This window comes from Flavobacterium hydatis, assembly GCF_000737695.1.
GTDB lineage: Bacteria > Bacteroidota > Bacteroidia > Flavobacteriales > Flavobacteriaceae > Flavobacterium > Flavobacterium hydatis.
The window spans coordinates 1-13,232 of record NZ_JPRM01000055.1 but is presented as its reverse complement, the minus strand read 5'-3'; the positions used below and the strand labels follow the sequence as shown (position 1 = coordinate 13,232).

Genomic DNA, 13,232 nt, shown 5'->3' with positions numbered 1-13,232 from the left:
TACCATAATGCAGTATTAAAAGTCTTAACACAGAAATAAAGTAATCGATAACAGCAACCATTAGATAATGTTAAAAAAATTCTTATTTTTGTAACTTACTAATAAAAAGACGACTGCTGCATGAGCGAAAAAATAACTATTTATGATATTGCCGAAAGACTAAATATCACAGCTGCTACTGTATCTAGAGCATTAAATAATAATCCTAAGATTAAAGAAAGTACGCGTAAGTTAGTTATGGAAACTGCAGCTTCGATGAACTATAAACAAAACAGACTTGCTCTTGCATTACAAAGCGGAAGAAGCAATAATGTAGGTGTTATTGTTCCTCGTATCGATAGTAATTTTTTTGCCTCAGTAATTAGAGGTATCGAAGAAGAATTACATCCTCATGGCTTTCATGTAATTATTTGTCAAACACACGAGAATCCTAAAAGGGAAAACGAAAATCTACATACATTACTTGATGCTCAGGTAGATGGGATTTTGATGTCGGTTACCGATGTTACAAATGAAAATGACGGAGCATTTATGAATATCGTTAATAACAACGTTCCTCTAATATTTTTTGACAGAAAAAAAGATATCAACGGAGTTAGTTCTGTAACTATTGATGACTTTAAGGGCGGATACGAAACTACTAAACATCTAATAAATCAAGGATGTAAATGTATTGCACATTTTTCTGGAGATCAATCGCTTGAAATTTTCAAAAATAGGTTTCTTGGTTACAAACAAGCCTTGCTAGATAGCGGAATTCAGTTTGACGAAAAATATGTTATTCAATCCAAAAGTAGCGTAGATGCAGGTAAAGCAGCATTAGATGTTTTGATGCAATACGATACGCCACCAGATGCTATATTTTCTTCGAGTGATTTTGCTGCTTTAGGAGCAATTCAGGAATTAAGAGCCCGAGATATTACTATTCCAGCCGATTTTTGTGTTGCTGGTTTTAGTAACGAACCTTTTACTAAATTCATGGAATTATCTATAACTTCTGTAGATCAGTCTCCATTAGAAATGGGCAAAATGGCGGCTCGTGTTTTCTTAGAACAAATGGAGAAAACTGATAAGATCATGATAGAAAAAAAGGTAGTCCTGAAACCTGAATTACACATTCGTAAATCATCTGCAAGAACTACTCATTAAGTTTTTTCTTTTACCATTAAGAGATTAAGAGAAATTAAGTTTTATAAGCGCTTCGCTTAAATGAACTTATATCACTTAAATGGTTACCTTTTTGTAGCAAATCGTTTTGAACCATATAAGTCATTTAAGGAAATATAAGTTTTATAAACACTTCGCATAAATGAACTTATATCGCTTATATGGTCAAAAAAATTTGAAACATATAAGTCATTTAAGAAAATATAAGTTTCATAAAGAAGCAAATTGTAAAGCTTATTATTTTAAGTAAAACAACCACAAACTTGTCACCCTGAGGAACGAAGGGTCTCCGCAAGAAACTAACACAAAGTTTTTTTTAGATTGTCGAGCTACTCATGGAAACCCTTCGTTCCTCAGGGTGACAAGACTGAATGGGAATTAAACAAAAAAAGACCATCATTTCTGATAGCCTTTTACTTAATTTTTCTTAATCCCTTAATGGTTCAAATCTTCACGCTCTTTGCGTAAATCTTTGCTTTCTTTGCGGTTAAATTTTTAACCACGAACCAAGTCTAAAGTGAAACCCCTCTTTTCCAAGGAATAAAATCGTTTTGATTTAGAATTGCAGCTTTGGTTTTTATCTTTCCACTTGCTACATTTATTATAAATTCAAGCATTTCGTCACCCATTTCTTCAATAGTTTTTTCTCCTGTGATGATTCCACCAGTATCAATATCGATAATATCGGACATTTTTGCAGCCAACTCAGAGTTTGATGAAATTTTTACAACTGGTGCGATTGGGTTTCCTGTTGGAGTTCCTAAACCTGTTGTAAACAAAACCATATTTGCTCCAGAACCAACCATTGCTGTAGTACATTCTACATCATTTCCTGGTGTACAAAGTAAGGTTAATCCCGGTTTCGAAATGTATTCTCCATAATCAAAAACACCTGTAATAGGCGAAGTTCCTCCTTTTTTGGCAGCTCCAGCCGATTTCATTGCATCAGTAATTAAACCGTCTTTTATGTTTCCTGGTGATGGGTTCATGTCAAATCCCGAACCTGCATCGACAACTGTTTTTTCGTACCATTTCATCAATTCCAAGAAACGTTTTCCGCTCTCATCTTCCACGCAACGGTTTACCAACTCCTGCTCTACTCCACATAATTCTGGAAATTCCGATAGAATTGTAGTTCCGCCCAAAGCGGCCAATAAATCAGATGTTATACCTAATGTTGGGTTAGCCGAAATTCCTGAGAATCCATCAGAGCCACCACATTCCAATCCAATTTTCAATTTAGATAACGGAGCTGGTGTACGTTGTAATTCATTTGCCTTTTTTATCGCTTCAAATGTATCTTTTACAACACTACTAAGCATTGCCTCGATAGTTCCTATTTGTTGCTGATCGTAAATTAAAACTGGCTTTGTACTATTAGGATTTATCTCGTCTAAGGCATCTTTAAATATCTGAATCTGCAAGTTCTGACAACCCAAACTCAATACTGTTGCTCCTGCAACGTTAGGATTATTTACATAACCAGCCAACAGTTTGGCCAAACTATGCGAATCCTGACGAATACCACCACAACCGCCTTGATGCGTGATAAATTTTACTTCGATATTATTGAATAAATTTGAATCATTAGAAGCCGCTTCATTACTCGCGCCGCCACTTTCTGATTTTACCAAAGAGCGCAATAACAACTGATAATCATTCTCTTTAGGCTTCATTAATTCTTTCTCAAAAATATCTTTTAATATTTCGATATTTCTGTTTTCACAAAAAACCAATGGAAAAAACAACCAAACATTCTCAGTTCCTACTTGTCCATCTTCTCTATGATATCCATTAAAAGTTCTGTCTTTCCATTTATCAACATTAGGAACAGTCCAACCTATCGATTCTGTTTTTTCGAATACTTTGGCGCTTTCATGTTTTACATTATTTATGGTAAGTACATCGCCTTTTACAATAGTCTGGCTTGCTCTTCCGACCAAAACACCGTACATAATAATTTTTTCGCCTGACGCAAAATCAGACAAAGCAATTTTATGTTTCGATTTAGTATCAGAAACTATTGTAATAGTTTCTCCCTCAAACTGAATAGTTTCTCCAGCAACTAGATTTACTAACGCTACCGCTACATTATCGGTAGGATGAACTTTTATTAATTTTTTTTGCATCGTAAAAATGTATGAGGTTATTATTTTAATTTCTTTTCATAATTGATAAAACCTTGCTCAATTCCGTTTACATCAATTTCTTCTAATGCTATTGCAATAACTTCTGTTAAACCAGAAATCAACGTTAAATCTTCATCCCAGAAACTTTTATTCTGTAAAGTAAGTCGTGCTATTTTGGTATAATCATCAGACTTCCAAAGTCCATTAAAGAAAGTAACAATATCTTCACTATCATTAATTGGTAAAGTCTGATTTTGCCAAGTGCCTTTATAAAAACGGATCAAACAAGCAAAAGCAAACGTTAAATGAATTGGAAGCTTGTTGTGAATTGCTACATATTCGACTAAACTTGGCAAAACACGAACTTTAAATTTCGAAATAGAGTTTAATGCAATGCTAGATAATAAATGCTTGATAAATGGGTTTCTAAAACGATCCAAAACTTCATCTGAGAAGCTTATTAGTTCGTCCTTATCCATGTTTAATGTTTCGTTTATTTCATCAAAAACGGCTTTATTTACAAAACTTCCTGTAAATGGATTATCAACTGTTTCTTTTACCGTTTCATTTCCATAAAGGATAGAAAACGGAACCATTGCAGTATGTGCACCGTTTAAAATTCGAACCTTACGAGTTCTGTACGGTTGCATATCAGCAACAATCTTCACGTCGAGATTTGTTTTCTCAAACGGAAGTTTAGCTTTCAATTTATCATCGCCTTCTATAACCCATAAAAAGAATGTTTCGGCACTTACAATCAAATTATCGGAATAATCCAACTGTTTGTTATATTCTTCGATTTCATCTTTTGGATACCCGGGAACAATACGATCTACAAGTGTATTATGAAAAGTACAATGATTTAAAAGCCATAATGTAAAATCTACTTCCAGACTCCAATCAGTACAATATTTTAGTATAATTTCTTTTAAAGTGTCCGAGTTATAATTGATTAATTCGCAAGGAATAATAGTTAATCCTTTAGATTTATCACCATTAAAATGCTTGAATCTTTCATGTAAAAGCACCGTTAATTTAGCCGGAAATGAAACTGGTGGTTGCATTGTAGGTTTATCACCAGCAATGTATTCTATGCCTGCTTCGGTTGTATTAGAAATGATAAAAGCTAATTCTTCTTCTTTGGCTAAAGCCAAAAACTCATTAAAAGAAGCGTAAGGATCTATTGCTTTTACAATATTGGTAATCAATTCTTTTTCTTGAATTTCTTCTCCTTTTTTTATCCCTTTCATGAATAAGGTGTACAAACCGTCTTGGTCATTTATCATGTTTACCAACCCTTTATCGATAGGTTGTACAACAGCAATTCCCGCATTAAAATTGGCATCTTGATTCAGTTTCTGAAAAGCAAATTCTACAAATGCTCTCAAAAAATTTCCTTCTCCAAATTGAACAATTTTTATTGGAAGTTTGTCGGATAATCCTATATTTTCTCTATTTAGTTTTTTCATTATTATAACTTAAAGTGTTGCACATAATTGAATTAAATACTTTGTACCTTCAGTTGTAAAAGAAGCATTATGCCTGTTACAAACAAAACTTGTTGTGAGGACTGGCAGGTTTTATTCTGCAAGAATAATGCTCTATTACAACTTAAAAATCAAAAAAACATTTAAAAACAATCTTTAGGAATCGCTCTTCCCTATTTTATTTTCTAATTTTCTTTATAATCTCAAGAACTTCACTGACTTTGTTTTTTAATCCTTCAAAATCATTCTTATCTAATATTTCTTTTGAAATTAATTGCGAACCAAGTCCAACGCAAGTAGCCCCTGCATTAAGCCAAGATGACAAACTTTCTTCGGTAGGAAAAACTCCGCCCGTAGGCATAATACTCGTCCAGGGCGATGGTCCTTTTATTCCTTTTATAAATTCTGGTCCGTACGTATCTGCAGGAAATAATTTTACGATTTCGCAGCCTAATTCTTCGGCTCTGGCAATCTCTGTAAGCGTACCACAACCTGGCGACCATAATACTTTACGACGATTACAAGCTATTGCAATATCTTCTCTAAGCACTGGCGTTACAATAAAATTGGCTCCCAATTGCATGTATAAAGAAGCCGCTGCAGCATCGGTTACTGATCCTACACCCAGAATCATTCCGGGTAATTCAGCCAAAGCATATTTATTTAAAGCTCCAAATACTTCAAAAGCAAAATCGCCTCGACTCGTAAATTCCATTAATCGAGAACCTCCGTCGTAACAAGCTTTTAATACTTTCTTGCTTAGTTCTATATCCGAATGAAAAAACAGCGGAATCATACCGTTTTCTTTCATTGTTGTAGCTACTTCTATTCTTGAATATTTTGCCATTTTTATATTTTTTATCTTGATACTAATCCTGCCGAATTACCATCTAGCATATTTTCAACTTCTTTTAACGTAACCAAATTATAATCGCCTGCAATGGTATGTTTTAAGCAACAAGCCGCAACTGCAAAATCTAATGCTCTTTGGTTATTATTTGGGTATTCCAACAATCCGTAAATTAATCCGCCCATAAAAGCATCACCACTACCTACACGATCTACAACGGGTGTTACCTCTTGTACTGCGGCATGGTAAATTGTTTTTCCGTTAAACAAAACACCGCCAATTCTTTGGTGAGATGCACTTACAGAATACCGTAATGTTGTTGCTACAGTTTTTAAATTCGGAATTAATTCGAATAACTTGCTGTACAAAACAGGAAGTGATTTCTCGTCCTGATAATTAGGATTTACTTTAGGGATTCCGAGCATAAAATAAGCCGTATCAATATCTCCTAAAATAACATTGCTATATTGTAACATCTCTGGCATAACATCACTCGGAGCTTTGCCATATTGCCATAATTTTGATCTATAATTTAAATCACATGAAATAGGAATTCCCATTTTATGAGCTATTTTAATAGCTTCAAGACAAGCTTCGGCAGCGCTTTGCGAAATCGCTGGAGTAATTCCGCTCCAATGAAACCAATTTGCACCTTCCAAAACTTTCTCCCAATCGATTAATCCTTTTTCAATAGTTGCCATCGAGCTATGAGCACGGTCATAAACCACATTACTTCCTCGTGTTCCTGCGCCTGTTTCCAGAAAATAAATCCCTAAACGTTCTCCTCCATAAATTACATTTTGGGATGCCACGTTCATTTTTCGCATTTCTTTTACTGCCGAAGCACCGATTTCATTTTCGGGTAATCTGGTAACAAACTCAGCATTTAAACCATAATTAGCCAAAGACACACAAACATTAAATTCGCCTCCGCCATAATTGGATCCAAATGTTTTAGCTTGAGAAAAACGAAGATGCCTCTCTGTCGAAAGACGCAACATAATTTCACCGAATGCAATTATTTTATTCATATTGTTTTTATTTACCAGTAATTTTTTACCATTAAGATAATTTAACCGCAGAGAGCGCAAAGATTTACACAAAGTCCGCAAAGTTTGGAACCATTAAAACATTAAGAAAAATTAAGATTTACACAAAATCACTATAATTTTTGTCTTTTCGACGAAGGAGAAATCTCCATGAGTAGCTCGACAATTTAAGAAAAACTATCAGTTAGTTTCTTGCGGAGATTTCTCCTTCGTCGAAAAGACAATATTGGGAAAACTTTGCGAACTTTGTGTAAACCTTTGCTTCCTTTGCGGTTAATTTTCCCTTTAAAATTTAAAATATTCTTTTGCGTTATTATAAGAGATATCCTGAACCATTTTTCCTATCCATTCCATATCGTTAGGAAGTTCTCCGCGTTTTATTTCATCACCTAAAAGATTACAAAGAATACGTCGGAAATATTCGTGTCTTGGGAACGATAAAAAGCTTCTGGAATCGGTTAACATTCCTATGAAACAACTAATTAATCCCATGTTCGAAAGGGCGTTTAATTGTTTGGTCATTCCGTCTTTTTGGTCTAGAAACCACCATCCTGATCCAAACTGCACTTTCCCTTTTATACTACCATCATTAAAATTTCCTATCATCGTTGCCATAACTTCATTATCAGCAGGATTCAGGTTATAAATAATAGTTTTGGTTAATTTGTCTTTACTATCTAAGGCATTTAAAAATGAAGATAGTTTTTGTGCTTGCGGATAATCTCCTATAGAATCCCAACCTGTATCTGGTCCTAAAATTCTGTGCATTCTCGCATTATTATTTCGCAATGCTCCTAAGTGAAATTGCTGTACCCAACCAAACTCATGATAGGTTTCGGACAAGAATAACAATATAGCACTTTGGAATTTTAAGGCTTCATCGGGTGTAATTGCTTGATTTTCTCTTTTCTTTTTGAAGATGGAATTAATCTCGTTTTCAGTGAAATTTTCAAAGTAAATTTGATCTAATCCATGATCACTAAGTTTGCAACCATTTTGAGCAAAATATTCAATTCTGTTTTTTAAAGCACTGCATAAATCAGTATAAGAACTTATTGTAATTCCTGCAACTTCTCCCAGTGTATCAATGTATTGATTGTAGCCATCGTTAGAAATTAAGATTGCTTTATCTGGTCGAAAAGCAGTGCTCATCTTAGTTCCTATAGGATTCTTGGCTAGTTTTTGATGATATTCTAAATTATCAATCGGATCTTCGGTTGTACAAACCACTTCGGCATTTACTTTTTTAAGCAAGTTTTGAGTGCTATAGGCTTCTGAATTTATTTTCTCCGACGTTTCGATATATATTCTCTCCGCCGATTTCTCATTCAATAAATCATAAATATCAAAATAACGTGCCAACTCTAAGTGTGTCCAATGATACAAAGGATTACGCATCGTGTACGGAACTGTTTTTGCCCAGTTCATGAATTTATCTTTATCAGAGCCGTTTCCTGTTATAAATTGCTCATTAATACCCAATGTACGCATAGCACGCCATTTGTAATGATCGCCATTTATCCAAACCTGAGTTATGTTTTCAAAAATTTTATTCTCAGCAATAAATTGCGGATTCAGGTGATTATGGTAATCTATTATCGGTTGATTCTTAGAGTAATTATGATATAATTCTTCGGCGAATTTATTTTCGAGTAAAAAATTATCGTTTATAAAAGGTTGAGTAGCGCTCATACTAGTAATTTAAAAAGTGATTATTCGTTTGATGGTTTTCCGATTGTGGCTAAGATTCCACCATCAACATATATGATTTGACCGTTTACAAATCGGCTAGCTTCAGAAGCCAAGAAAACTGCTGTTCCGGCTAAATCTTCAGGATCTCCCCAACGTCCCGCAGGCGTTCGGCTTATAATAAATTCATTAAATGGATTTCCGTCTACGCGAATAGGTTCCGTTTGCGAAGTAGCAAAATAACCCGGCCCGATTCCGTTAACCTGAATATTGTGTTTAGCCCACTCGGTAGCTAAGTTTTTGGTAAGCATTTTTAAACCTCCTTTTGCGGCAGCGTAAGCAGAAACACTATTTCGTCCTAACTCACTCATCATCGAGCAAATATTAATGATTTTGCCTTCGTTACGCTCAATCATTTTTCGTCCAACTAATTGCGACATGATAAAAGCTCCAACTAAATCAACATCTATAACGCGACGAAAATCTTCAATTGACATACTTACCGCAGGTTCTCTCTTGATGATTCCTGCGTTGTTTACCAAAATATGAATTGGTCCTTGATTCTTCTCGATTGCTTCGATTTGTTCTGCGGCAATTTTTTCATCAGTTACATCAAAAATATATCCTGATGCTTTGTATCCTTTGCTTTTGTAATACGCAAGTGCTTCTTCTAATTTGCTTGGCGTTGTGCTGCTAATTACAAGTTCTGCTCCTGCTTGTGCTAAACCTTCGGCCATAGCCATGCCCAAACCATGTGTTCCTCCGGTTATTAAGGCTCTTTTATTGCTTAAATCAAATAACTTCATGATGCTTTATTTTAGTTCGTTTGGTGCAACGATGTCCATATCTCCGTAATCTAAATTTTCTCCCGCCATTCCCCATATAAAAGAATAGTTAGATGTTCCTGCTCCAGAGTGAATAGACCATTCTGGTGATAAAACTGCCTGATGATTTTGCATGAAAATATGGCGTGTATTTTGTGTTTCTCCAAGGAAATGACAAATCGTTTGTGGCGCTTCCAAATCAAAATAGAAATACGCTTCCATCCTTCTGTCATGTGTGTGAGCTGGCATTGTGTTCCAAACATTTCCTGGTAATAACTCTGTTAATCCCATTTGTAATTGGCATGTCTGAACAATGCTGTTTACGATCAATTTATTTAAAACCCTGCGATTGGCTGTCTTTTCTTCTCCTAACTGAATTACTTCGGCATTTTCTTTCCCTACTTTTTTATTTGGAAATTTTGCATGAGCAGGAGCTGAGTTGATATAAAACAAAGCTTGTTCTCCAGTGGCACTTGCAAATAAAACTTCTTTGCAACCCTGACCTACATATAAAGCTTCTTTTTTATCTAATTCGAATACTTCTCCATCAACGGTTACAGTTCCTTTTCCGCCAACATTTATAATTCCTAATTCTCTTCTGTCAAGAAAATTCTCTGATTTTAAATATGGAATCGTTTCTAATTTCAACACTTTTCCTACTGGCATAATTCCACCAACAATATATCTATCATACATAGAATATGTAAGCTGAATTTGGTTTTCGATGAATAGTTTTTCAATTAAAAACTGTTCTCTTAATTCATCAGTGCCATACTTTTTAAAATCTGTTGGGTTTGTTGCGTATCTAAATTCAAAGTTTGTCATAATTTCTATTTAAAAATGTAATCGATTACAAAAATACATAATATATTCTAATTAGTTATAATCTGTAGAGCGTAAATTCAAAATATTTCTTCTCTACCACATAGAAACATAGGTTGTATATGCAAAAAGAACCCAAAAAAGAAACTCATTTCTTTTACATAATAATCTTTGTGTTTGTAAATAAGTGAAACCGCCTTATTTAATATCAAAGAAATCTATGCTCCTATGTGTTGAGATATTACTCTAAGAACAATAATTTATTATTTATAAATCGGTGATAGGGGCATATTTTGGTACTAAAAGCTTCATTACTGTCCAACCTGTTAGGTAACAAATGGCGCAAATAGAGAAAATGATAAAATACCCAGCTTCAATTCCGCGAAAGCCCATAAAAGACATATTGGTTTCTTTACTATAATCAAACAATAATCCTGATCCTTTGTTAATTAATGTAGAGCCAACACCTCCTGCTAATCCGCCAATTCCAGTAATGGTTGCGATTGCTTTTTTAGGAAACATATCCCCCACTGTTGTAAATATATTAGCCGACCAAGATTGGTGTGCTGCTCCCGAAATACCAATGATAATTACGGGTAACCAATAACTTATATATCCTAATGGCTGAGCAATTAAAGCTAATAACGGGAAGAATGCAAAAATCAACATAGCTTTCATTCTGCCTTCGTACGGATTCATTCCTTTCTTTTCGACAAAATAAGTTGGCAACCAACCGCCAATAATCGAAAGTAACGTAATCATATATAAAACAAATAATGGTAGAGCTGCTTGGGTAGAATCCATTCCGTAAACTGAACTTAAATAAGCTGGTGTCCAGAATAAGAAAAACCACCAAACACCATCGGTCATAAACTTTCCGAAAGCAAACGCCCATGTTTGTTTGTATTTAAAACAATCTACAAAAGATACTTTAGTACTTGTTTCTGGTACATAACCTTCTAGTTTACTATCGGCAATATCGTCTTGCTGAATATATTCTAACTCTGCGGCAGAAACTTTAGGATGTTTTTCGGGCTTATCATACATAAAAACCCAAAATCCCATCCATACAAAACCTAGCGCACCTATAATAATAAATGCCATTTCCCAACCAAAAGACTTGGCTATAAAAGGAATCGATATTGGTGCTGCCAATGCTCCAACGGTTGCGCCAGCATTAAATATACTTGTAGAGAAGGCTCTGTCTTTTTTAGGAAAATATTCGGCTGTAGTTTTTATCGCTGCAGGAAAATTTCCCGCCTCTCCTATTGCTAAAATAAAACGGGCAAAAATAAACAACGTTACACTCACATTAATGACCATTCCTGTATCGTTTATAGAACTGATAATTTCTTTTGAACCTTCAAATCCTACAAACCAATTACCTGTTATAATCCCTGAAGTTGCAATACCGCAAAACGCGTGCAAACAAGCTCCTAATGACCAAATTCCGATTGCCCAAAGAAATCCTTTTTTGGTATCTAACCAATCTACAAATCTTCCTGCAAACAATAAAGAAACGGCATAAAATATAGAAAATAAAGCAGTAATGTTTCCGTAATCGTTATTTGTCCAATGAAACTCTGGGGCGATATAATCACTCCATGTCAATGAAAGAACTTGTCTGTCTAAATAATTGATTGTCGTGGCAAAAAATAACAATGCACATATACTCCAGCGATACTTTCCAGTGGATTTTGTGGTTTGGTTCATGGTTTTGGTTTATTATGGATAGTTAAAAAATTATTCTCTTTATTTATGCTGATAAATTTCAAAATTAAGGCAGAAATAAATTTTAATGTAATCGATTGCACAAATATAGTTTTTAATACTAACTTAGCAAATAATTTAAATATTTTTTTGAATAATCTATTTAAATAAACACATCACATAAAAAAACAGAGCAATAAACACGTATTAACTAATATATATGTTAAATGGAAAAATATAGAAAAATAGCCAAATTATGCAAAAACTAAACGCTAGATATCATAAAAAAATGATCTAGAATTTAGTACTTAAAATTAAATTCAAGACATAGAAACATAGTATTTATTCTGTCAAAAATGGTTTTGAGAAGACTTTTTCTTTTATATAAACTAATTTGTTTTTAGAAAAAGCGAAATGCCTTTATGAAAACTTTAAAAACTACGTTTCTTTGTAATTAAAACATTCAACAATATAAAACTTAGAATATGATTATAGATTCATTAAACAATGCAGCAAAATATTATAGTTTACATCCTAATTTTAAAAAAGCATTTGATTATGTAAATGAAAATGACATTAGCAATCTTCCTGAAGGCGCATTTGAAATTGCCGAAGGCTTGAAAGTTATAGTTATTGTAGGCGAAGGAAGCTCTAAAGAAGAAAGCATAAAAGGATTTGAATGCCATGATAAGAATATCGATATACAAATCTCTATAAAAGGACCGGAAACTTTTGCATGGAAACCTAGAGAAAATTGCACGAGTCCAAACGGAGAGTATAGTGATGAGAAAGATGTGCGCTTTTTTTATGATGCTCCCGATATGTTTTTTCAATTACAAGAAAAACAGTTTGCAATATTATTTCCCGAAGATGTTCACGCTGCAATGATTGGTGACGGAATACTAAAAAAAATCGTGATTAAAGTTAAAATATAAGTAAGTCAAAAGGGCTAATAATTAATTAAGGGATTCTTCCGCTTTATTTTAATGCCGATGGATCTATTGGTTTAGAAACGCTAAGAAATGGGACGCGGATGACGCAGATTCGCTAAGCGAAAACGCAGATAAAAACGGATTTTGTTCTTATCTATCTGTCTTTAAAATCTGTTTTTATCTGCGCCTTTACTGTTTAATCCGCGTCCGAATTTTAGACAAACTAATTAACATATTAAGAGATTCTTCTGCTTTACTTTTATGCCGATAGATCTATTGGTTTAGAAACGCTAAGAAATGGAACGCGGATGACGCAGATTCGCTAAGGCGAAAACGCAGATAAAAATGGATTTTTTTCTTATCAATCTGTTTTTTAAAATCTGTTTTTATCCGCGTCTTTACTTTAGTAAATCCGTTTAATCCGCGTCCGAATTTTAGACAAACTAATTAACATATTAAGAGATTCTTCTGCTTTATTTTAATGCTGATAAATCTATTGATTTAGAAACGCTAAGAAATGGGACGCGGATGACGCAGATTCGCTAAGGCGAAAACGCAGATAAAAACGGATTT

10 protein-coding genes are annotated in these 13,232 nt (G+C 34.1%); 2 read left to right on the top strand and 8 right to left on the bottom strand.

The features are described 5' to 3' along the window. Window positions 1-120: 120 nt before the first annotated feature. Window positions 121-1,149 carry a LacI family DNA-binding transcriptional regulator gene (locus IW20_RS23465; protein ID WP_035628398.1) on the top strand — a complete coding sequence of 343 codons (1,029 nt, stop codon included), beginning with the start codon at window positions 121-123 and terminating at the stop codon, window positions 1,147-1,149. 530 nt (window positions 1,150-1,679) lie between these two features. Here IW20_RS23465 and IW20_RS23460 read toward each other — a convergent pair. From IW20_RS23460 to IW20_RS23425, 8 genes are all read right to left on the bottom strand, one after another. Beyond that, the gene (locus IW20_RS23460) at window positions 1,680-3,296 is read right to left on the bottom strand and encodes a UxaA family hydrolase (RefSeq protein ID WP_035628397.1); all 1,617 of its coding nucleotides are present in this window, start codon (window positions 3,294-3,296) and stop codon (window positions 1,680-1,682) included. 20 nt (window positions 3,297-3,316) lie between these two features. Further along, window positions 3,317-4,765, bottom strand: a complete 1,449-nt coding sequence (locus IW20_RS23455; protein ID WP_035628395.1) for a tagaturonate reductase — start codon at window positions 4,763-4,765, stop codon at window positions 3,317-3,319. A 196-nt stretch (window positions 4,766-4,961) separates the two neighbouring features. Next, window positions 4,962-5,630 (bottom strand): bifunctional 4-hydroxy-2-oxoglutarate aldolase/2-dehydro-3-deoxy-phosphogluconate aldolase, encoded by a 669-nt coding sequence (locus tag IW20_RS23450; protein WP_035628393.1) that lies wholly within the window; start codon window positions 5,628-5,630, stop codon window positions 4,962-4,964. An 11-nt stretch (window positions 5,631-5,641) separates the two neighbouring features. Continuing rightward, window positions 5,642-6,664 (bottom strand): sugar kinase, encoded by a 1,023-nt coding sequence (locus tag IW20_RS23445; protein ID WP_035628480.1) that lies wholly within the window; start codon window positions 6,662-6,664, stop codon window positions 5,642-5,644. 303 nt (window positions 6,665-6,967) lie between these two features. Beyond that, on the bottom strand, window positions 6,968-8,374 hold the full coding sequence (gene uxaC / locus IW20_RS23440; RefSeq protein ID WP_035628391.1) for a glucuronate isomerase: 1,407 nt from the start codon (window positions 8,372-8,374) through the stop codon (window positions 6,968-6,970). Between the two features lie 20 nt (window positions 8,375-8,394). Further along, complete coding sequence (locus tag IW20_RS23435; protein ID WP_035628389.1) at window positions 8,395-9,177, bottom strand: gluconate 5-dehydrogenase; 783 nt, start codon at window positions 9,175-9,177, stop codon at window positions 8,395-8,397. Window positions 9,178-9,183: 6 nt separating this feature from the next. Continuing rightward, window positions 9,184-10,020: a 5-dehydro-4-deoxy-D-glucuronate isomerase gene (gene kduI / locus IW20_RS23430; RefSeq protein WP_035628387.1), complete on the bottom strand. Its 837-nt coding sequence runs from the start codon at window positions 10,018-10,020 to the stop codon at window positions 9,184-9,186. Between the two features lie 264 nt (window positions 10,021-10,284). Beyond that, window positions 10,285-11,730, bottom strand: coding sequence for an MFS transporter (locus IW20_RS23425; RefSeq protein WP_035628384.1), 1,446 nt, complete (start codon window positions 11,728-11,730; stop codon window positions 10,285-10,287). Between the two features lie 482 nt (window positions 11,731-12,212). Between IW20_RS23425 and IW20_RS23420 the strand changes: the two genes are divergently transcribed. Beyond that, the gene (locus tag IW20_RS23420; protein WP_035628381.1) at window positions 12,213-12,662 is read left to right on the top strand and encodes a YhcH/YjgK/YiaL family protein; all 450 of its coding nucleotides are present in this window, start codon (window positions 12,213-12,215) and stop codon (window positions 12,660-12,662) included. The last annotated feature ends 570 nt before the right edge of the window (window positions 12,663-13,232 follow it).

Bases quoted from the DNA above. Each gene is read 5' to 3' on its own strand.
- IW20_RS23425 (WP_035628384.1), bottom strand. From the start codon at position 11,730: ATGAACCAAACCACAAAATCCACTGGAAAGTATCGCTGGAGTATATGT.
- IW20_RS23450 (WP_035628393.1), bottom strand. From the start codon at position 5,630: ATGGCAAAATATTCAAGAATAGAAGTAGCTACAACAATGAAAGAAAAC.
- IW20_RS23455 (WP_035628395.1), bottom strand. From the start codon at position 4,765: ATGAAAAAACTAAATAGAGAAAATATAGGATTATCCGACAAACTTCCA.
- IW20_RS23465 (WP_035628398.1), top strand. From the start codon at position 121: ATGAGCGAAAAAATAACTATTTATGATATTGCCGAAAGACTAAATATC.
- IW20_RS23435 (WP_035628389.1), bottom strand. From the start codon at position 9,177: ATGAAGTTATTTGATTTAAGCAATAAAAGAGCCTTAATAACCGGAGGA.
- IW20_RS23460 (WP_035628397.1), bottom strand. From the start codon at position 3,296: ATGCAAAAAAAATTAATAAAAGTTCATCCTACCGATAATGTAGCGGTA.
- kduI (WP_035628387.1), bottom strand. From the start codon at position 10,020: ATGACAAACTTTGAATTTAGATACGCAACAAACCCAACAGATTTTAAA.
- uxaC (WP_035628391.1), bottom strand. From the start codon at position 8,374: ATGAGCGCTACTCAACCTTTTATAAACGATAATTTTTTACTCGAAAAT.
- IW20_RS23420 (WP_035628381.1), top strand. From the start codon at position 12,213: ATGATTATAGATTCATTAAACAATGCAGCAAAATATTATAGTTTACAT.
- IW20_RS23445 (WP_035628480.1), bottom strand. From the start codon at position 6,664: ATGAATAAAATAATTGCATTCGGTGAAATTATGTTGCGTCTTTCGACA.